At 71.1% G+C, this 18,665-nt stretch carries 18 protein-coding genes and 5 pseudogenes; 10 read left to right on the forward strand and 13 right to left on the reverse strand.

Annotated elements, in window-relative coordinates; genetic code table 11:
* From FK498_RS19945 to FK498_RS10355, 7 genes and pseudogenes are all read right to left on the reverse strand, one after another.
* A pseudogene (locus FK498_RS19945) lies at positions 1-1,453 on the reverse strand (transposase); the annotation flags it as partial.
* A 52-nt stretch (positions 1,454-1,505) separates the two neighbouring features.
* Positions 1,506-1,934, reverse strand: a pseudogene (locus FK498_RS20200) (transposase).
* Positions 1,925-2,080, reverse strand: a complete 156-nt coding sequence (locus FK498_RS20205; RefSeq protein ID WP_370510893.1) for a hypothetical protein — start codon at positions 2,078-2,080, stop codon at positions 1,925-1,927. The pseudogene FK498_RS20200 and the gene FK498_RS20205 overlap by 10 nt, the downstream one beginning before the upstream one ends.
* A gap of 45 nt (positions 2,081-2,125) precedes the next feature.
* Positions 2,126-2,290 (reverse strand): hypothetical protein, encoded by a 165-nt coding sequence (locus FK498_RS20210; protein ID WP_370510891.1) that lies wholly within the window; start codon positions 2,288-2,290, stop codon positions 2,126-2,128.
* 15 nt (positions 2,291-2,305) lie between these two features.
* Positions 2,306-2,554: pseudogene (locus FK498_RS20215) on the reverse strand (transposase); the annotation flags it as partial.
* Positions 2,555-2,880: 326 nt separating this feature from the next.
* Positions 2,881-3,873 carry an alpha-ketoacid dehydrogenase subunit beta gene (locus FK498_RS10350; RefSeq protein WP_141854239.1) on the reverse strand — a complete coding sequence of 331 codons (993 nt, stop codon included), beginning with the start codon at positions 3,871-3,873 and terminating at the stop codon, positions 2,881-2,883.
* On the reverse strand, positions 3,873-4,868 hold the full coding sequence (locus FK498_RS10355; protein WP_141854241.1) for a thiamine pyrophosphate-dependent dehydrogenase E1 component subunit alpha: 996 nt from the start codon (positions 4,866-4,868) through the stop codon (positions 3,873-3,875). Before FK498_RS10355 ends, FK498_RS10350 begins: the two co-directional genes overlap by 1 nt.
* A 78-nt stretch (positions 4,869-4,946) precedes the next feature.
* On the opposite strand from FK498_RS10355, the gene FK498_RS10360 reads away from it, so the two are divergent.
* Genes FK498_RS10360 through FK498_RS10370 form a run of 3 tightly spaced genes read left to right on the forward strand, consistent with a single transcriptional unit; the run spans position 4,947 to position 8,695 of the window.
* A complete protein-coding gene (locus FK498_RS10360; RefSeq protein ID WP_141854243.1) occupies positions 4,947-5,759 on the forward strand; it encodes a hypothetical protein in 813 nt (270 codons plus the stop codon).
* A 5-nt stretch (positions 5,760-5,764) separates the two neighbouring features.
* Positions 5,765-7,516: a thiamine pyrophosphate-binding protein gene (locus tag FK498_RS10365; protein WP_141854245.1), complete on the forward strand. Its 1,752-nt coding sequence runs from the start codon at positions 5,765-5,767 to the stop codon at positions 7,514-7,516.
* A 12-nt stretch (positions 7,517-7,528) separates the two neighbouring features.
* The gene (locus FK498_RS10370) at positions 7,529-8,695 is read left to right on the forward strand and encodes an acetyl-CoA acetyltransferase (RefSeq protein ID WP_141854247.1); all 1,167 of its coding nucleotides are present in this window, start codon (positions 7,529-7,531) and stop codon (positions 8,693-8,695) included.
* A gap of 62 nt (positions 8,696-8,757) precedes the next feature.
* Here FK498_RS10370 and FK498_RS10375 read toward each other — a convergent pair whose 3' ends face one another.
* Positions 8,758-9,501: an ABC transporter ATP-binding protein gene (locus FK498_RS10375; RefSeq protein WP_141854248.1), complete on the reverse strand. Its 744-nt coding sequence runs from the start codon at positions 9,499-9,501 to the stop codon at positions 8,758-8,760.
* A gap of 207 nt (positions 9,502-9,708) precedes the next feature.
* Positions 9,709-10,247 (reverse strand): annotated as a pseudogene (locus FK498_RS10380) (transposase); the annotation flags it as partial.
* A 63-nt stretch (positions 10,248-10,310) separates the two neighbouring features.
* On the opposite strand from FK498_RS10380, the gene FK498_RS10385 reads away from it, so the two are divergent.
* Positions 10,311-11,074, forward strand: a protein-coding gene (locus FK498_RS10385; RefSeq protein ID WP_141854250.1) for an IS5 family transposase whose coding sequence is annotated in 2 segments (ribosomal slippage) — positions 10,311-10,647 and positions 10,647-11,074 — 765 coding nt in all. Because the reading frame shifts where the segments join, the coding sequence is not laid out codon by codon here.
* On the opposite strand, the pseudogene FK498_RS10390 reads toward FK498_RS10385, so the two are convergent.
* Together FK498_RS10390 and FK498_RS20220 are read right to left on the reverse strand one after the other, a co-directional pair.
* A pseudogene (locus tag FK498_RS10390) lies at positions 11,064-11,476 on the reverse strand (transposase). The gene FK498_RS10385 and the pseudogene FK498_RS10390 overlap by 11 nt on opposite strands.
* Before the next feature lie 22 nt (positions 11,477-11,498).
* Entirely contained in the window at positions 11,499-11,609 is a 111-nt protein-coding gene (locus tag FK498_RS20220) for a transposase (RefSeq protein WP_370510892.1), read from the reverse strand.
* Between the two features lie 220 nt (positions 11,610-11,829).
* Between FK498_RS20220 and FK498_RS10395 the strand changes: the two genes are divergently transcribed.
* Complete coding sequence (locus FK498_RS10395; RefSeq protein WP_141854252.1) at positions 11,830-12,462, forward strand: hypothetical protein; 633 nt, start codon at positions 11,830-11,832, stop codon at positions 12,460-12,462.
* Between the two features lie 8 nt (positions 12,463-12,470).
* Here the strand turns inward: FK498_RS10395 and FK498_RS10400 are convergent, their stop codons facing one another.
* The gene (locus tag FK498_RS10400; RefSeq protein WP_141854254.1) at positions 12,471-13,349 is read right to left on the reverse strand and encodes an alpha/beta fold hydrolase; all 879 of its coding nucleotides are present in this window, start codon (positions 13,347-13,349) and stop codon (positions 12,471-12,473) included.
* Positions 13,350-13,357: 8 nt separating this feature from the next.
* Complete coding sequence (locus tag FK498_RS10405) at positions 13,358-14,230, reverse strand: short-chain dehydrogenase/reductase (protein WP_237560909.1); 873 nt, start codon at positions 14,228-14,230, stop codon at positions 13,358-13,360.
* Between FK498_RS10405 and FK498_RS10410 the strand changes: the two genes are divergently transcribed.
* The 5 genes from FK498_RS10410 to FK498_RS10430 form a co-directional block, all read left to right on the forward strand.
* Positions 14,229-15,005, forward strand: a complete 777-nt coding sequence (locus FK498_RS10410) for an SDR family oxidoreductase (RefSeq protein WP_141854256.1) — start codon at positions 14,229-14,231, stop codon at positions 15,003-15,005. The two genes, FK498_RS10405 and FK498_RS10410, sit on opposite strands and share 2 nt — an antisense overlap.
* An 18-nt stretch (positions 15,006-15,023) precedes the next feature.
* On the forward strand, positions 15,024-15,443 hold the full coding sequence (gene folB, locus FK498_RS10415) for a dihydroneopterin aldolase (RefSeq protein ID WP_141854258.1): 420 nt from the start codon (positions 15,024-15,026) through the stop codon (positions 15,441-15,443).
* Between the two features lie 295 nt (positions 15,444-15,738).
* Positions 15,739-17,643 (forward strand): excinuclease ABC subunit UvrC, encoded by a 1,905-nt coding sequence (gene uvrC, locus FK498_RS10420; RefSeq protein ID WP_141854260.1) that lies wholly within the window; start codon positions 15,739-15,741, stop codon positions 17,641-17,643.
* Between the two features lie 17 nt (positions 17,644-17,660).
* Positions 17,661-18,245: a CDP-diacylglycerol--glycerol-3-phosphate 3-phosphatidyltransferase gene (pgsA, locus tag FK498_RS10425; RefSeq protein WP_141854262.1), complete on the forward strand. Its 585-nt coding sequence runs from the start codon at positions 17,661-17,663 to the stop codon at positions 18,243-18,245.
* Positions 18,246-18,306: 61 nt separating this feature from the next.
* A partial coding sequence (locus FK498_RS10430; RefSeq protein WP_141854264.1) for a hypothetical protein occupies positions 18,307-18,665 on the forward strand: 359 nt, incomplete at its 3' end.

Consider the following 18,665-nt stretch of genomic DNA (forward strand, 5'->3'; position numbering starts at 1 on the left):
TTGGCCTCGAGCAGGACCGCGCCGATCAGGCGCAGGATTGACTGCTCGGAGGGGAAGATGCCGACCACGTCGGCGCGGCGCTTGATCTCGCCGTTGAGGCGCTCGAGCGGGTTGGTCGAGTGGATTTTGGCGCGATGGGCTTTGGGAAAGGCCATGTGGGCGAGCACATCCGCCTCGGCGTCGTCGAGCAGGGCGGCCAGCTTCAGCAGCTTCGGGCGGACCTGGTCGGCGACCTGGCGCCACTGCGCCCTGGCGGCCTGGGCGTGGTCCTGGGCGAAGGCTGTGGCGACGAAGGCGGATACGACGGGTCGGCCGCTCCTGCCGGCGTGCGCCAGGCCGTGGCGGGTCTCCGCCTCGCGGTGCACGCCCTCGACGCGCCAGCGGTGGCGAGCATGGACAGGCTTGTCGTGATCGCTCCACCTCTCGCGCCGACGCCGGGCGCGCAGCAGCGCGGGGCAGTCGTCGCCGACCACCACCGCCTTGTTGGCGCGCCCGCCCGAGAGGCAGAGGCGGGCCAGGTCGCAGCGCCGGCAATCCCTGGCGCGCGCGGTGAAGAAGCGGCCATGCTTCGCGCGACGGCCGGCTTTCAGCGTCTTGCCGCGTGGGCAGGTGAGGCGGTCGTGGCGGGCATCGTAGCGGAAGCGCCGCATCGGCCCTGGCGAGCGGATCGGCTCAAACTTTGCGCTCGATCGCGGGCACGGGCTCGCCGCCCTCGTTGAGCTCACCCGTCGTCGCCTCCACGTCGACGATCACGCCGGCCTGGTCGCAAAGGGCTGTGTGCTGCGTGTACGCCGGCTCGAGCCGCTGGTGGCGGCCGGTGGTCGCCATCGTCGCCTCGGGATCGGTGGTGCAGACCTTCTTGTACTTGCCGGTCTGCTTGCTCGGGTGCCCATCGCGGCAAGCCGCGATGGGGTCCCGACGTCGCGCGCGGCCTCATCGACCGGCTCGTTCTCGGCATCCAGCGCTGTGACCCAACGTAGGGCAAGCGCTTCCCAGCTGACATCAGCGCGGATCAGCGTGGCGTCGAGGTGCACCACCTCGCCTTTCGCGATCCCGGCGGCCACGCACGCCACCACCGTGCGCTCGAAGATGCGGCGAGAGCGCGCCGCGCCCCATCGTTGGCGAATGCGCGCGAGCGACGAATGGTCCGGCAGGGCGTCGGCCAGGCCGAAACGCGCGAACCAGCGGATCGCCACGTCCACCGCCGCCTCGCGCAGCAGACGGCGGTCATGAACGAGGCCGAGCAGGAAGCCGGCCAGCATCAGCCTGACCGCCGCTTCCGGATCGATGCTGGGACGACCGGCCTCGGCGCTGTACAGCACAGCCACCTCGTCATGCAGCCCGCTCGGATCGAGCGCGCGGTCAAGGCGGGCAGCACGTGCTCGTCAGGGATCAGCTCGCGCAGCGAGCCAACGAAAAACTCGTGCTGCTCCGGCCCGCCCCGCCCCAGCATGCTCGACCCTCATCGCCGCGATGCGGCACCGAATCAGACCCCAGACGGTCTTTCAACAGCCCCACGCGGCAGCGCTGCCAGGTCGCCTGGAACACGCGCGCCACGCCGCCTTCACGCCCTCGTGGGCGTCGGAGATCACCAGCGTCACGCCGCGAAGGCCGCGCCGGGCGAGTTTGCGCAGGAACTCGAGCCAGAACGTCTCCGCCTGGGAGGGACCGATGTGCAGGCCGAGGATCTCGCGCGCCCCTCGGCATCGCAGGCCACGGCGATTATCGCCGCGACGGAGACGGTGAGGGCTATGCCCGCCACCGGTTCAAGGGCATGCCCGAACGCCGCCCTCGCGCTGGCGCAGGTAGGTGGCGTCGAGCCAGAGATACGGCCATCCGCCGGACAACGGCCGATCGAGGAAGGCGCCGACCCGCTCGTCGATGTGCTTGCACAGCTTCGAGACGGTCGACTTCGAGATCCCCGTCAGGCCCATCGCCCGCACCAGGTCGTCGACGCGCCGCGTCGAGACCCCGCCGATCCAGGCTTGACCGCCACCAGGGCCTTCTCGGAGGTCTTCCTGGGCTCCAGGAAGGGCGGGAAGCAGCTGCCCTGGCGCAGCTTCGGGATGCGCAGCTGCAGGGCGCCGAGCCGCGTGTCGAGCGTGCGGTCGCGGAAGCCGTTGCGTCAGTTCAACCGCTCACCGGTGCGCTCGTGCCGCCCCGCACCGATCAGGCCTTCCACGTCGGCCTCCATCAGCAGCTGCAGCACCGCCTCGGCGACGCTGCGCAGGACACCGCCGTCGCCCGCTTTCCCCGGCAGTTTGGCCAGTGGCAGTCTCTCCTCGGTCATCGGGGCCTCGGATGGTCAGGAGTGGGAGCTTTGCAACTCCACCCCAGCCGCCAAGGCCGATGGCCACCCCAGCCCGACACCCCGGCCGAAGCCAGAACTTCCACCACCTCCGCGGACGCTACCCTTCTTCAGGCGCCGGCTCTCGTCCTCCAGCCCCTTCAGCCGCAACGCCTCCCGCAGCTTCACGCCGCCATGCCTGGCCTTCCAGTTGCACAGTGTCTGGCCGCCGATCCCGTGCCTCCGGCACAACTCCGCCGCCGACCGTCCCGTCTCATACCAGCCCGCCGAAGGTTTGACCTTCGGCGGGCTGGTACGGGGTCATGTTCGCGCGCGGCCGCCCCACCAGCCCCGCGCGCGATACCCTCCGCACAAAGGTCGAGCCTTTGTGCGGAGGGTATCATCCTCCTCCACGCGCCCGAGGATCCGTCCCGCGCTGAGCCGGCTCCGTCGCCGTGCGACGCTCCTCGACGGATCCGACCTGTCCTCGGCTCAAACCGCGCGGAGAACGTCAACCCGACCCAAACATTACGATAAAGTTACAAACATCGCCCGCAAAACGATCCCTGCAAGGATCAGACTGAGGGCCGGCTTTACGCGCCGAGCGTCGCTTTCGCCGCGGCGACAATCTTCGCCGCCGTCACCTTCACGGCCTCCTCCAGCGGCGGGCTGAAGGGCACCGGCACACGCGGCGCGCCGAGGCGTCGGGCGGCCTTCACCGCAGCGGGGCCGAGGCGCTCGATCATGCGCGCAACCACCTCGGCCCCGAACCCGGCCGCCTGCACTGCCTCGTGCACCACGAGCAGCCGGCCGGTGCGCGCGACCGAGGCGGCGACAGCGTCCTCGTCCCAGGGCCAGAGCGTGCGCAGGTCGATCAGGTCGACGCCGATCCCCTCCTGCGCAAGAGCCGCGCAGGCCGCTTCGCAGTCGGGCAGAATCGACGACCAGGCAACCATGGTGAGGTCGCCGCCGCTCAGCACCTGTCGCGCGATCCCGAAGGGCAGCGGATCGATCTCCGCTGGCACCGGCCCGGTGACGCCGAACAGGTTCTTCGGGTCGAAGAACAGCACCGGATCGTCGGAACGGATCGCCGCAACCAGCAAGCCGGCGGTGTCGGCGGGGGTTGAGGGTGCCGCTACTACCACGCCCGGCAGATGCGCGAACCAGGCTTCCAGCGTCTGGCTGTGCTGGGCGGCCGAGTTGCGCCAGATGCCGTGCGGCATGCGCACCACCAGCGCGGCCTTGGCCTGGCCGCCGAACATGTAGCGGATCTTCGCGATCTGGTTGACGAGCTCGTCCATCGCGCACATCGCGAAGTCGAAGATGCGCATCTCGATGATCGGCCGCGTGCCGACCAGCGCGGCGCCGAGCCCGGCCCCCATGATCGTGCTCTCGCTGATCGGCGTGGAGACCACGCGGTCGGGCCCGAACTCGTCGCGGAAGCCGCGATACTGGCCGAACAACCCGCCGCGTGCGACATCCTCGCCCAGCACCCAAATGCGGGGATCGCGGCGCATCTCCTGCAAGACGGCGCGGCGCCCGGCCTCGACGAGCGTCAGCGTCTCGGCGGTGGCGGGCGCGTCCATCACGCAACCTCCTGCCGGTCGGCGTCGAGCACGTCGGTCCAGGCCGTCGCGGGATCGGGCCAGGGCGCGGCGAGCGCGGCGTCGCGCGCCGCGCTCATCTCGGCTTCGGCTCCTGCGATGATCGCATCGAGTGCCGCCGCCGCCACGCCCTCACCGAGCAGTCGTGCGCGCAGCCGCGCGATCGGGTCGCGCGCGCGCGCCTCCGCAACCTCCTGCTCCGGCCGCCACGCGGCCTGGTCGGTGCTGGTGTGGCCGAGCAGGCGATAGGTGCGGAGATGCAGCAGTCGTGGCCCGTCGCCGCGCCGCACCGCGGCCGCCAGCCGGCCGGCGGCCGCGTCCACCGCCACCGCGTCGTTGCCATCCACGCTCTCGGCAGCAACCCCGATCGCCTGCGCACGGGCGACCGCACCCGGCCCCGCCGTCACCTCGCCCGCGCGCGTGAACGCCGCGACCCCGTTGTCCTCGCAGACGAACAGCACCGGCAGGCGGTAGAGCGCGGCCCAGTTCAACCCTTCGAGGAACGGGCCGCGATTGATCGCGCCGTCGCCGAAGAAGCAGGCGACGATCGCGTCGGACCCGAGCAGGCGAAGCCCCTGGGCCGCGCCGACCGCGATCGGAATCCCGCCCGCGACCACGCCGTTCGCGCCCAGCATGCCGACCGAGAAGTCGGCGATGTGCATCGAGCCGCCCTTGCCGCCGCAATGCCCGCCGGCACGGCCGAACAGCTCGGCCATCATGCCGGCCACACCCGCACCCTTGGCGATCGCGTGGCCGTGGCCGCGATGGTTCGAGGTGATGCGGTCGTCCCGCCGCAGGTTCAGGCACACTCCGGCTGCCACCGCCTCCTGGCCGATCGAGGCGTGCAGCGGCCCGGGCATGAGCCCGGCCCGATGCGCGGCGAGCGCGGTCTCCTCGAAGGCGCGGATGCGCACCATGGTGCGGTAGAGCTCGATAAGCCGGCACATGTTGTGCCCGGCGAGCGCCGTTTCGGCCATGCGGTGTCCCCCAGTCCTCTTGCGTATCCTGGACGGGCGCGCTGAAACATCAAGCACCGCCCATACGCCGAGGCCCGCGTGCGCGATCCCCTGGTGCTCGACAGCGTGACCCATCTGCCGGCAGAGGCGCGCGGCTGCGTGGCCCTCTGCGCCTCGCACGGCGCGGTCTTCGCTGCCTGGTACGCCGCCGATCGAGGGGTCGCCGCGGTGATCCTGCACGATGCGGGGATCGGCCGCGACCGCGCCGGGATCGCCGGGCTCGCCTGGCTTGCGGCGTATGGCGTGCCGGCCGCCGCGCTCGGCCACCGGACGGCACGCATCGGCGACGGCGCCGACTGCGCCGCGCGCGGGGTGCTGACCGCGGTCAATCTGCCGGCCCAGGCACTCGGGGTTGCGGTCGGGATGCGCGCGGCCGAGGCGCTGCGCCTGCTGGCCGCCGCCGACCTGCCGCCCGCGCCGCCCGTACCGCCGATGGCGGAGACGCGCTCCGAGCTCGCCCTCGCCGCGCAAGGCGGGGTCCGCGTGGTCGCGCTCGATTCCAACAGCCTCGTGCGGGCGGAGGATGCGGGCCACGTCATCGTCACCGGCAGCCATGGCGGACTGCTCGGCGGAAGGCCGGAGACGGCGGTGAAGCATCCGGTGCGCGCCGCTGTCTACAACGATGCGGGCATCGGCATCGACCGTGCCGGGATCTCGCGCCTGCCTGTGCTCGATGCCCGCGGCATCGCCGCCGCCACCGTCTCGGCCGAGAGTGCGCGTATCGGCGAGGCGCTGTCCACCTGGCGCGACGGCATCGTCTCGGCGGTGAACGAGACGGCGGCGCGCATGGGCGGGCGCATCGGCCAGACCTGCCGCGACATCGTCGCCGCGATCCTCGACCACAGGAGCTGACCCGCATGGATGCCAGGCCCGTCTCGAACACGCTGCGCCGGATGACTGGCGGGGCGGCGCTCGCCGAGATGCTGAAGCTGGCCGGCGCCGGGCCGATCTTCGGCATGGGCGGGTTCCAGCTCCTGCCGTTCTACGAGGCGTGCCGCGCGCTCGGCCTCAGCCACGTGCTGATCAACGACGAGCGCTGCGGCGCCTTCGCGGCCGATGCTTACGCGCGCGTGACCAACCGGCCCGGCATGTGCGACGGCACGCTGGGTCCGGGCGCGACCAATCTCACCACCGGACTGATCGAGGCGCTGAACGCCGGGATGCCGCTGATCGCGATCGCGGGCGGTGCCAACCGCCAGCATGCGTGGAAGAACATGACGCAGGAGGCGCGCCAGTTCGAGATCCTGCGCCCGGCGGTGAAGGAGGCGATCCGCATCGAGGTCACCGCCCGCATCCCCGAACTCGTCCGCCGCGCCTTCGCGGTCGCGACCTCCGGCCGTCCCGGCCCGGTGCTGATCGAGGTGCCGGAGGACGTGGCGCACGGCGAGCACGACTTCGATGCCGCCGAGTTCTGGCTCGATCCCGGCACGCTGAAGGCGCAGGCGCGGCGCACGCGGCCCGATCCCGACCTGCTTGCTGCGGCCGGCCGCCTCCTCGCCGAGGCCGACCGGCCGCTGATCCTCGCCGGCGGCGGCGTGCATCTCTCCGAGGCCTACGACGCGCTGCGGACGCTCGCCGAAGCCGAGGGGATTCCGGTCGCCCACACCATGTCGGGCAAGGGTGCGATCCCCTGCACGCATGCGCTCTCGGCCGGGCTGTTCGGCCGCTACGACCGGATCGCCAACGCCTTGATCGCCGAGAGCGACTGCCTGCTCGTGGTGGGCTGCAAGCTGGGCGAGATCGCGACAAAACGTTTCGCGCTGATCCCGCCCGGTAAGCGGCTGATCCACGTCGACATCCTGCCCGAGGAAATCGGCCGCACCACGCGCGCCGATGTGGCGCTCGCTGCCGATGCGCGGCTCGCGCTCGCGGATCTGGCCGCGTTCCTCGGCGACGGCGCCGGGCGGCTGCGCCGGCGCGCCGAATGGGTCGCGTCGGTTCCGAAACGCATGGCGCGCTGGCGCGAGGGCGCGCGCGAGCGGCTCGAGTCCACCGAACGCCCGATCAATGTCGGGAGGCTGATGGGGGCGCTGAACCGCGTCCTGCCGGCGGATGCGGTGCTGGTCGCCGATGGCGGCTTCGCGGCGCACTGGGGCGGCCTCTTCTTCGACACCAAGCAGGCGGGACGGGCCTTCGTGCCCGATCGCGGCTTCGCCTCGATCGGCTATGGCGTGCCGGGCGGGATCGGGGCGCAGCTCGGCGTCGGGCCGCAGCGCCGCGTGGTGGCGCTGACGGGCGACGGCGGCTTCAACATGTCGATGGGCGAGCTCGAGACCGCGCGCCGGCTGGGTGCCGCGATCGTCGTCTGCATCTTCAACAACGCGGCCTCGGGCTATGTGAAGGCGCTTCAGCACGCGGTGTTCGGGCCGGGCAACTACCAGTCCTCCGACCTCGCCGAGATGGACTATGCGGCGGTCGCGCGCGCGATGGGCTGCCACGGCATCCGCATCGAGGACCCCGAGGCGCTGGAGGGCGCGTTGCGCGAGGGGCTCGCCAACACCACATCTCCGACGGTGCTCGACATCGTGGTGACGCGCGATCCGGCGCGGATGCTGCCTGGCGTCGACAACCGCACGCTCACGGTGCAGAAGGGCGACAGGCCGGTTTGAAGGAGAACCCGCATGACCCCGTGCATCATCGGCTGGGCGCACTCCGCCTTCGGCAAGCGCGAGGAGCCGGACGTCGAGGCGCTGATGGCGACCGTCGCCGCCGACGCGCTCGCCCATGCCGGTGTCGAACCGGCGGATGTCGGTGCCGTGCATGTCGGCGTGTTCAATGCCGGGTTCTCGAAGCAGGACTTCTTCGCCTCGATGGTGTTCCAGGCGCTGCCCGCGCTGCGCTTCACCCCGGCGACCCGGCACGAGAACGCCTGCGCCACCGGCTCGGCAGCGATCCATGCGGCGTTGGCCGACATCCGCGCCGGCAAGACGCGCGTCGCGCTGGTGGTGGGGGCGGAGAAGATGACCGCATCCTCGCCCGCGCAGATCGCCGATGCGCTGCTCGCCGCCTCCTACCGCCGCGAGGAGGCTCAGGTCGAGGCCGGCTTCGCCGGCATCTTCGGCCGCATCGCCCAGACCTATTTCCAGCGCCACGGCGACGCCTCGGACGCGCTCGCCGCGATCGCCGCGAAGAACCACCGCCACGGGGTCGCCAACCCCTACGCGCAGATGCGGCGCGATCTCGGCTTCGACTTCTGCCGGCAGGTGAGCGAGAAGAACCCGATCGTCGCTGGGCCGCTGAAGCGCACCGATTGCAGCCTGGTCTCGGACGGGGCGGCGGCGCTGGTGCTGGCCGACGCGGAGACCGCGCGGGGCATGGCGCGCGCCGTGGGCTTCCGCGCCGCGGTGCAGGTGAACGATTTCCTGCCGATGTCGAAGCGCGACCCGATCGCCTTCGAGGGCTGCGCGCTCGCCTGGGAGCGCGCGCACGCGGCCGCCGGCACGCGGCTCGACGATCTCTCCTTCGTCGAGACGCATGACTGCTTCACCATCGCCGAACTGATCGAGTACGAGGCGATGGGGCTCGCGCCGCGCGGCCAGGGCGCGCGCCTTGCCCTCGACGGATCGACCGCGATGGGCGGACGGCTTCCGGTGAACCCCTCGGGCGGGCTGAAGGCGAAGGGCCACCCGATCGGCGCGACCGGCGTCTCGATGCACGCGCTTGCGGCGATGCAGCTTGTCGGCGAGGCGGGCGGGATGCAGGTGCCGGGGGCGACGCTCGCCGGCGTGTTCAACATGGGCGGAGCGGCGGTCGCGAACTACGTATCGATATTGGAACGGGTGCGGTAGCCCCCGGCGGCGCCATCCGGGCCGGGACGTCGCGTCCCGGCCCGGCCGCCGGCCGCCCCGCCTCAGTGCGCGGCCGCCGCGCCGGTCCCGCGTGCGATGTCCAGGAACACCTCTTCCAGGTCCTCTCGCCCGTAGCGCGCGATCAGCGCTGCCGGCGCACCGCGATCCACCACCCGGCCGCGCTTGAGCATCAGCACCTCGCTGCAGAGCCGCTCCACCTCCGCCATGTTGTGGCTCGCCAGCACCAGCGCCGCCCCCGTCTCGGCCTGGTACGCCTCCAGCCAGGCCCGCATCCGGTCGGCCGTATCGGGGTCCAGGCTCGCCGTCGGCTCGTCCAGCAGCAGCACCTCCGGCGTGTTGATCAGCGCCTTCGCCAGGGCCGCCCGCGTCTTCTGCCCGGCCGACAGCTCGCCCGCCGGGCGGTCGAGCAGGGCGGCGAGATCGAGTTCCTCGGCGAGCCGCGCGATCCGCCCCTCCAGATCCCGCACGCCATAGAAATGTCCGTAGACGCGCAGGCTCTCGCGCACGGAGAGCCGGTGCGGCAGGGACACGTAGGGCGAGGAGAAGTTCATCCGCGCGAGCGCCTCGAAGCGGTCCTGTGCCATGTCGTGGCCCAGCACCGTGATCCGCCCGGCATCGGGGATCACCAGACCAAGCAGCATGGCGATGGTCGTGGTCTTGCCTGCGCCGTTGCCGCCCAGGAGTCCCACCGTCTCGCCCGCGCGCAGGCTGAACGAGACGTCGTCCACTGCCAGCACCTCGCCGTAGCGCTTCGCCAGGCCTCGGGCCTCCAGCACGATCCGCATCCGTCTCCTCTGGCCCGCTCCCGCCGCGGGCGCAAGTGCCGCATCGTGGTGAGCCGCATCCGGTTTCTGTGGACACCCATTTGTCTGAGGAGAGACTGGAACGATGATGTCCGGCATGAAGCAGATCGAAGGTCCTTCGGCGGTCGTGTCCCGTGTTGTGGTGTAGCTGGCGGTGAGCCACCGCGTTTGCCGGCTTGGCCGGGCTGATCAGCCCGCCATTGCTGGCAGGCTGACGGGTGCATCATCGCTGGCGGGGCTGATGCTTTCCAGGGTGATGTAGCGGGCGCGCTGGACGGCCCATTCGTCGTTCTGTTCGAGCAGGATGGCGCCGACGAGGCGGGTGATGGCGGCCTCATTGGGGAAGATGCCGACGACCTCGGTGCGTCGCTTGATCTCGCCGTTCAGGCGTTCGAGCGGATTGGTGCTGTGCAGCTTGGCGCGGTGCTGCGGCGGGAAGCTCATGTAGGCCAGCACGTCGCTCTCGGCCTCGTCCATCAGGGGGCGAGCTTCGGCAGCTTGGGCCGCAGCTGGTCGGCGACGCGTCGCCACTGCATCGTGGCGGCTGCCGCGTCGTTCTGGGCAAACGCGGTGGCGATGAAGGCGGAGACGACGCGCCGGCCGCTCCTGCCGGCATGGGCCAGGGCGTTGCGCATGAAGTGCACGCGGCATCGTTGCCAGGTCGCACTCAACACCTTGGCGATCGCCGCCTTCAGGCCTTCATGGGCGTCGGAGATGACTAGGCTCAGGACCCATTAATCGCTTGGAGCGACGCGGGGTAGTGTGATTCTGGGTATGGCGGAGGTGCCGCGATGCCCGAACCACCGTTTCTGCTCACGACTGCCCAGATGCAGCGTCTGTCGCCGCATTTCCCGCTCTCGCACGGCATCCCACGAGTGGACGACTGCCGTGTGCTCAGCGGGATCATCTACGTGATCCGCCACGGCCTGCGGTGGCGCGATGCGCCCGCGGCTTACGGCCCGCACAAGACGCTGTACAACCGCTTCGTCCGCTGGAGCCGCATGGGCGTGTTCGACCGCATCTTCGCAGCACTGGCGGCCGAGGGTGGCCCGCCATCGCGGCTGATGATCGATGCCACGCACCTCAAGGCGCATCGCACCGCTGCCAGCCTGCTCAAAAAGGGGCTTTTCCCCGCTGCATCGGGAGGACCAAGGGCGGGCTGAACTCGAAGCTCCATGCCGTCTGCGACGGCCAGGGGCGCCCCGTGGTCCTGCTGCTCACCGAGGGCCAGGCGAGCGACCACCGCGGTGCGGCCCTGATGCTGCCAAAGCTGCCGCCCGCCAACGAACTGATCGCTGACCGAGGATACGATAGTGCCCGCTTCAGGGCCGAGCTCGCAGCGCGCGGCATCGACGCCTGCATCCGCTCGACGCGCTCGCGCAAGCAGCCCATCCCGCACGACCCAACGCTCTACCGCCAGCGCCACCGCATCGAGAACATGTTCGGCAGGCTCAAGGACTGGCGACGCATCGCCATGCGCTACGACCAATGCGCGCAAACCTTCTTCGCAGCCATCACTCTCGCCGCAACCGTCACCTTCTGGCTCAATCAATGAGTCCTGAGCCTGGCTTCACCCCGCGCAGGCCGCGTCGGGCAAGCTTGCGCAGGAACGCAGTCCAGAACGCCTCTGCTTCGGAGGGGCCGATATCCATGCCCAGAACCTCACGGCGCCCATCACCGTTGACGCCCACCGCGACGATCACCGCCACCGAGACGATGCGTCCCTGCTGGCGCACTTTCACGTAGGTCGCGTCGATCCAGAGATAGGGCCAGTCGCCCTCGATCGGACGGTCCAGGAACGCCGTACCCGCTCGTCGATCTCTTCGCACAGCCGGCTCACCTGGCTCTTGGAAATGCCGCTCATGCCGAGCGTCTTCACCAAATCGTCAACCGAGCGCGTCGACACCCCCTGGATGTACGCCTCCTGGATCACCGCGGTCAGCGCCTTCTCCGCCATCCGGCGGTTGAACGCAGTGCGTTCAACCGAGGAAGCCGGGGAAGTAGGAGCCTCGGCGCAGGCGGGGGATGCACAGTTCCACCGTGCCCGCGCGCGTCTGCCAGTCACGCTCGCGGTAGCCGTTCCGCTGCACCAGGCGGTCGGGGCGACATGAGATGAGACGGGCTGGGATCCGTCAGGGCGAGGGTGGGGCCGCGTATCGGCAGAGCGTGGAACGCGCGTGCCACGAGGCAACCGACAGGCGGGGGAGTGGACCGTGCCGCGCCGGCGTAGCGCCCGGCCGCCCGTTGTGGTTACGGTATTTTCGCAGCCGATCCTGCGCCGGCGGTCGCGGGATCGCAGGGAGGATCCGCATGTCGATGGCCGAGGCGTTCTGCAACGCCCCCAAGACCTTCATGGAGACGCATGTCGTCTACGTGATCGTTCCCAACCAGACCGAGGGCCTGGTCGACGTCACGGTGGAGGAACGGCCGAACTCGACCGTGACCAACAACCCAGACGCCAAGGTGTTCCGCCTGCGCCTGGTGCGGCGCGACGATCCGGTGTCGATCCCCGCCTATTTCTGTCCCTATGAGCAGAACAACATCAAGGCAACGACGCTGGGCAATCTGGCGTTGTGGATGTTCACGCCGACGATGGACGGCTGCACGCTCGGGATCGGCAGCCAGGGCCGCGGCGCGAACGGCACGGTGCGGGTCTGCCACGTCAACATGGCGCGCTCCGGCACCGCGATCGAGAGCCTGGGCATCGCGGCCGGGCGGGCGCAGCAGGCCAAGCTCCAGCGCAACATCGCGCTCTCGGAGGTCGGCCGGGACGGCACGCTGATCGAGCCGATGGCCTACATGAGCGAAGGCAAGGTCGGCTACGCGCTCAAGGCGACCACCTTCGGGACCCACCCGCTGGAGCGGCCCTGGCGCTTCTACACGCTGCGTTACCGCTATGCCGGCAACAGCTTCTTCCACGGCGGGGTGCATCCGCACCCCTAGCGCGGACCTCATCGCGTGCCGAGGATCGAGCCGGTCAGGCTGCGCGGATCGCGCCGCGGCCAGCGGCCGAGCTCCACCGCGGCGAGGAAGTCCGCCACCGCGGCGTTGAACGCCGCCGGCTCCTCCAGGTTCAGCGTGTGGCCTGTGCACGGCAGCACCACCAGCCCCGCGCTCGGGATGCAGCGCTTCATGAACAGGCTCGCCTCGAGGCAGGGATCGTCCTCGTCGCCGGTCATGATCAGGCTGGGCACAGGGAGCGCCTTCATCGCCTCGGCGAGATCGAACACGGAGGGGCGGCGCTTCTGCACGCCGCGCAGCGTGTTCGCGGCTCCGCGCGGATCGTGCTCGGCGAGCTGGGCCATGAACTCGGCGTAGCCGCGCGGGTCCTTGTTCTCGTACTGCACCCGGGTCGGTCCGCGGCCGTAGCTTCCGGCGGCTTCGGCCGCCGGCAGGGTCTCGAAGCGCCGGGCCGCCACCTCGCACTCCTCGGCGAACTGGGCGCGCTTGTCGGCCGGCGCGCCGTAGCCCACACCCGCGATCACCAGCGACTTCGCGCGGTGCGGGTAGGTCAGGCCGAAATGCAGCGCCGCGAAGCCGCCCATCGAGATGCCGACGATGTGCGCCCCCTGGACGCCCAGACCGTCGAGGACGTCGCGGATGTCGTCGCGCGCGCGCGCCTGCGAGTAGGCGTCGGGCGAGGCGGGCACGTCCGAGGGCGGATAGCCGCGCGCGTTGAAGGTGATGCAGCGGTAGCGGCGCGAGAAATGGCGCACCTGCGGCTCGTAGCTGCGGCAGTCGCCGGCGAACTCGTGCACGAACACGATCGGCGCGCCGTGGCCGGTGTCCTCGACGTGGAGCGTGACGCCGTCGCTGGTGGTGATGCGCATGGGGTCCCTCAGAACGCGCGGCTGCGGCTTGCCATGCCGCCGTCGATCTGCACGATCGTGCCGCTGGTGTAGCCGGACCGGGTGCTCGCCAGGAACGCAACCATGTCGCCGATCTCCTGCGGCGTGGCCGCCCGGCCGAACGGCATCGCCGCGAGCAGATCCCGCCACCGCTCCGGATCGCCGAACCGGTCGGCCGCCTTCTTGCGCGTCAGCGTCACCAGCCGGTCGGTCGCGACCGGGCCGGGCGAGAGCCCGACCACGCGCATCCCGTCCGCCGGCGCGCCGCCGCCGAGCGAGCGCGTGAAGGCCTCGAGCGCGGCGTTGCCGGCGACCCCGCAGATATAGGCCGGGTCAAGCGTGGCGGCGGCGTTGCCGATCACGTTGACGATCACGCCCGACCGCTGCGCCAGCAGGGGATAGAAGGCGCGGCACATGTCGATGTAGCCGAACACCTTGAGCTGCCAGGCGTTGCGCCAAGTGGTGCCGTCCACCTGCGGGAGCGATCCGCCCGGGATCGCGCCGGCGTTGTTCACCAGGATGTCGATCGCGGGGAACAGGCGGGCGAGCTCCTCGGCGGTGCCCTGCACGGCGATGTCGGCGGCGTGGGCGCGCACGTTCACCTGGAACCGGCCGCGGATCTCCTCGGCTGCCGCGTCGAGCGCCGAGGCCGTGCGGGCGACCAGGATCACGCCGCAGCCCTCGGCGGCGAGGCTCTCGGCGGCCGCGCGGCCGATCCCCTTCGAGCCACCGGTGATCAGCGCGGTCTTGCCGCGAAGCCCGAGATCCATGCGCTTCCTCCCCCTGTCACGGCGCGCCTGCGCATGCCAGCCCATCGCAGCGCGGCTGGCAAGCGTGGCCAGGTCCCCCATCTTCTCGCGCATGACCCCGATCCCCGCCTCGATTCCCCGCACGGCCCTGGTCACCGGAGGGGCGAAACGGATCGGGCGGGCGATCGCGCTCGCCCTCGCCGAGGCGGGGTTCGACGTGGCCGTCCATTTCCACACCAGCGCCGCCGAGGCGTCCGCCACCGCCGCGGCGATCGCCGCGCTCGGCCGGCGGGGGATCGCACTCGCGGCCGATCTCGCTCGCGAGGACGAGGTGGTCCGGCTCGTTCCGGCCGCCGCCGAGGCACTCGGGCCAGTCGGCGTGCTGGTGAACAACGCCTCCGTGTTCGAGCGCGACGAGTGGCACGACGCCACGCGCGCGAGCTGGGACGCCCATCTCGAACCCAACCTGCGCGCGCCCTTCGTGCTGACCCAGGCGATGGCGCGCGCCTTGCCCGAGGGGGCGGAGGGCGTCGTGGTCAACCTGCTCGACCAGCGGGTGTGGAACCTGACGCCCCACTTCCTCAGCTACACGGTGAGCAAGGCCGCGCTGTGGACGCTCACGCGCACGCTTGCGCTCGCCCTTGCACCGCGCATCCGGGTGAACGCGATCGGCCCCGGGCCCACCCTGCCGAGCCCGCGCCAGACCGAGGCGCAGTTCGCGCATCAGGTGGCCTCGGTGCCGCTCCGCCGCGCCGCCTCGCCCGCGGAGGTCGCGCGCGCCGCCTTGGCCGTCCTTGCGCTCCCGTCGATGACGGGGCAGATGATCGCACTCGACGGCGGGCAGCACCTGAATTGGGCGTCCGCACGGGGCGAGGCGCCGGAGGAGTAGCCGGCGGAGAGGACGGCGATGGATCTCGGCGCGGAGCGGCGGCTGGCGGATGCGGCGCTCGGGCTCAGGCACGTGTTCGTGCGCGGGCTCACGCTCGCGGCCTCGATCGGCGTGCACCGCCACGAGCACGAGGGACGCCAGCCTGTGCGGATCGGCATCGAGCTCGCGGTCGAGGACGACGGGGCGCGGCCGATGTCCCGCCCAGCCGTCGGGCGCGACGAGTTGTCCCGGGTGGTGGACTACGAGCGGATCGCGGCTCTGGTGCGCGCGATCGTGGCGCAGGGGCATGTGCAGCTGGTGGAGACGCTCGCGGAGCGGATCGCCGAGGCGTGCCTGTCAGACCATCGCGTGCGGATCGTTCGCGTCACGGTTGAAAAGCCCGAGGCGCTGCCGGATGCGGATTGCGCTGGCGTTACGATCGAGCGCAGGCGAGGTTGACAGCGCGCATGCAAGTTGTCCACTGCGCTGATTCCGCCGATGGGCGGGCCGATCGCGGGGCGTCCGGGCCTTGCGGGTGACGGTTCGGCGGCAGAGTGATTGCAGCTGTGACAGACAGTTTCTTTGATAATCAATGCATTGATGATGGTTGCCCAAAGTTTGAGCAAAGCGACAGACCCCTAGCGAAAGGCCGGACTCGCGACGCCGTGAGGCTCTTGCTCACAGACTTGTCCACAGGCTTGGTGGATACCGGAACTGCGCCCTTCGGTTGTTTGACGCTACTCCAGCGACTCCGATGACGCGAACGTCGTCCGGCGATACGTCTCCGTCCCCGCCGCGCGGCCCCGCCGTGATCGAGGCGGCGCTGCCCACGCTGCCGCCCGGCCCGGGTGTCTACCGCATGCTCGATGCCAAGGGCGAGGCGCTCTATGTCGGCAAGGCGAAGAGCCTGAGGAAGCGCGTGCCGGCCTATGCCCAGCCGGCGCGCCTGCCCGAACGGCTGCGGCGCATGGTCATGGAGACCGCCGCGGTGGAGGTGATCACCACCCATACCGAGGCCGAGGCGCTGCTGCTCGAGAGCAACCTCATCAAGCGCCTCAAGCCGCGCTTCAACATCGTCCTGCGCGACGACAAGTCCTACCCCTGGCTGACCCTCACCGGCGACCACCCGTTCCCGCAGCTCGCCAAGCATCGCGGCGCACAGGCCCGCAAGGGCGACTACTACGGCCCCTACGCTTCCGCCTGGGCGGTCAACCAGGCGGTGACCGCACTCTCACGCGCCTTCCTGCTGCGGACCTGTTCCGACACGGTGTTCGCCAACCGCACCCGCCCCTGCCTGCTTTACCAGATCAAGCGCTGCTCCGCCCCCTGCGTCGGCCGGATCGACCAGGCAGCCTATGCCGGGCTGGTCGCACAGGCGAAGCGGTTCCTCGACGGCGATACCACCGCGTTGCAGCAGGAACTCGCCGCCGAGATGGAACGCGCCGCCGAGGCGCTGGACTTCGAACGCGCGGCCACCATCCGCGACCGCATCCGCGGGCTGACCCACGTGCAGTCCACCGACGTCGTCAACCCGGGCGATCTCGGCGACGCCGACGTGATCGCCTGCCACATGGCCGGCGGGCAATCCTGCGTGCAGGTCTTCTTCATCCGCGGCGGGCGCAACAACGGCAATCGCGCACACTTCCCGTCTCATACGAAGAATGACGACGAATCATCCGTCCTTTCGGCATTCATCGGCCAGTTCTACGACGACAAGCCGCCCCCGCGCACGGTCCTGCTCTCGCATCCGGTCGCCGAGCCCGAACTCGTCGCCGAGGCGCTCGGCCTGAAGGCGGGCCGGAAGGTCGAACTCGCCGTGCCGCAGCGGGGGGCAAAGCGTGCGGTGGTCGAACACGCGCTCCAGAACGCGCGCGAGGCGCTCGAACGCCGCCTTGCCGAGGGAACCGCCCAGGCCGTGCTGCTCGACGGCGTCGCCCGCGTCTTCGCCCTGCCCGCGCCCCCGGAGCGGATCGAGGTCTACGACAACAGCCACACCATGGGGCGCGAGCCCTACGGCGTGATGATCGTCGCCGGCCCGCAGGGCTTCGTGAAGTCCGCCTACCGCAAGTTCGCGATCAGGGGTCCGCTCCCGCCCGGCGACGACTTCGCCATGATGCGCGAGGTGCTGGAGCGCCGCTTCGGCCGCGCGCTCAAGGAGCACCCGGACCGCGACCCCGGCACGTGGCCCGACCTCGTGCTGATCGACGGCGGCCAGGGCCAGCTCTCGGCCGCGCGCGAGACCCTCGCCGGGCTCGGCATCGAGGACCTCCCGCTGGTCGCGATCGCCAAGGGGCCGGACCGCAACGCCGGACGCGAGCGGTTCTTCATCGCGGACCGGCCGCCCATCGAGCTGCCGCCGCGCGACCCGGTGCTCTACTACCTCCAGCGCCTGCGCGACGAGGCGCACCGCTTCGCCATCTCCGCCCACCGCGCCGGCCGGCAGAAGGCGATGGGCCGGTCGGGGCTGGACGCGATCGAGGGGGTGGGGCCGGCGCGCCGTCGCGCGCTGTTGAACCATTTCGGCTCGGCCCGTGGCGTGGCCGCCGCCGGGCTCGCCGCGCTGGAGGCCTGCCCCGGCATCGACCGTGCGCTCGCCCGCCGGATCTACGAGCATTTCCATCCCGGCGCCGGGACCGATACACTGCACCGGAGCGGCTGACCGCCCCCGGGGATCGCGTGTCGAGTTCTCTGCCCAATCTGCTGACCCTGTCGCGCATCGCCGCGATCCCGCTGATCGTCGCGCTGGTGCTGCTGCGCTGGCCGGCGGCTGATCTCACGGCCTGCGTCGTCTTCACTGCCGCCGCCGTGACCGACTGGCTGGACGGGCATCTCGCGCGCCGCCGGCGCCAGACTTCCGAGCTCGGCCGGATGCTCGACCCGATCGCCGACAAGCTGCTGGTCGGCGCCGTGCTGATGCTGCTCGCCGGGCTCGGCCGGCTCTCCGACATCGGCCTGATCGCGGCCGTGGTGATCATGCTGCGCGAGATCCTGGTCTCGGGGCTGCGCGAGTTCCTCGCCGGGCTCTCGCAGGGCCTGCCGGTCAGCCGGCTTGCCAAGTGGAAGACCGGGGTGCAGATGACCGCGCTCGGCATGCTGGTCGCTGGCGACGCCTCGGCGCGCCTGCTGGGGCTGGGCTTCCTGCCGGTCAGCCTGCTCGGCGAGACGCTGCTGACGCTCGCCGCGGCGCTGACCCTGGTCACCGGCTGGGACTACCTGATCGCCAGCCTGCGCCATGTGCGGGGGGCCGCGGCGGCGGAGTGAGATGCTTGTGGCAGCCGCACGGATGGCACACATCTCGGGCGGCGGGTACCAGGAGGACGTGATGCGACGAGGGATCGGAGGCTGGCTGGCCGTGGCTGCGTGCGGCCTCGTGCTCTCCGGATGCGCGGGCTTCTCCGGTTCGGGACTCGGCTTCGGCGGCTTCGGCGCCTCCTGGCGTCCCGCCGTGCCGGAGGACAGCTACACCGGGCGCCGCATCGCCGGCGCTGACGACCGGGTCGCGCCGCTCCAGCCCGACATCTCCGTGCAGTGGCCGCGTGACGGCGGCGACCGCGCCTCGGTGTTCGAGACCGAGGAGGAGCGGCGCGGGCGCGAACGGCGCGAACGTCAGGCGGGCCGCGCGCAAGGGTCGCCCGCGCCTGCGCCCTCGCCGTCGGCCGAGCGCACCGATCCCGCCCGCAT

It is taken from the genome of Elioraea sp. Yellowstone (genome assembly GCF_006704265.1).
Lineage (GTDB): Bacteria > Pseudomonadota > Alphaproteobacteria > Acetobacterales > Acetobacteraceae > Elioraea.

Excerpts from the sequence above, each read along its gene's own strand:
- FK498_RS20210 (WP_370510891.1), bottom strand. The coding sequence starts at position 2,290 with ATGACCGAGGAGAGACTGCCACTGGCCAAACTGCCGGGGAAAGCGGGC.
- FK498_RS10350 (WP_141854239.1), bottom strand. The coding sequence starts at position 3,873 with ATGGACGCGCCCGCCACCGCCGAGACGCTGACGCTCGTCGAGGCCGGG.
- FK498_RS10355 (WP_141854241.1), bottom strand. The coding sequence starts at position 4,868 with ATGGCCGAAACGGCGCTCGCCGGGCACAACATGTGCCGGCTTATCGAG.
- FK498_RS10365 (WP_141854245.1), top strand. The coding sequence starts at position 5,765 with ATGGATGCCAGGCCCGTCTCGAACACGCTGCGCCGGATGACTGGCGGG.
- FK498_RS10370 (WP_141854247.1), top strand. The coding sequence starts at position 7,529 with ATGACCCCGTGCATCATCGGCTGGGCGCACTCCGCCTTCGGCAAGCGC.
- FK498_RS10375 (WP_141854248.1), bottom strand. The coding sequence starts at position 9,501 with ATGCGGATCGTGCTGGAGGCCCGAGGCCTGGCGAAGCGCTACGGCGAG.
- FK498_RS10395 (WP_141854252.1), top strand. The coding sequence starts at position 11,830 with ATGTCGATGGCCGAGGCGTTCTGCAACGCCCCCAAGACCTTCATGGAG.
- FK498_RS10400 (WP_141854254.1), bottom strand. The coding sequence starts at position 13,349 with ATGCGCATCACCACCAGCGACGGCGTCACGCTCCACGTCGAGGACACC.
- FK498_RS10410 (WP_141854256.1), top strand. The coding sequence starts at position 14,229 with ATGACCCCGATCCCCGCCTCGATTCCCCGCACGGCCCTGGTCACCGGA.
- FK498_RS10405 (WP_237560909.1), bottom strand. The coding sequence starts at position 14,230 with ATGCGCGAGAAGATGGGGGACCTGGCCACGCTTGCCAGCCGCGCTGCG.
- folB (WP_141854258.1), top strand. The coding sequence starts at position 15,024 with ATGGATCTCGGCGCGGAGCGGCGGCTGGCGGATGCGGCGCTCGGGCTC.
- uvrC (WP_141854260.1), top strand. The coding sequence starts at position 15,739 with ATGACGCGAACGTCGTCCGGCGATACGTCTCCGTCCCCGCCGCGCGGC.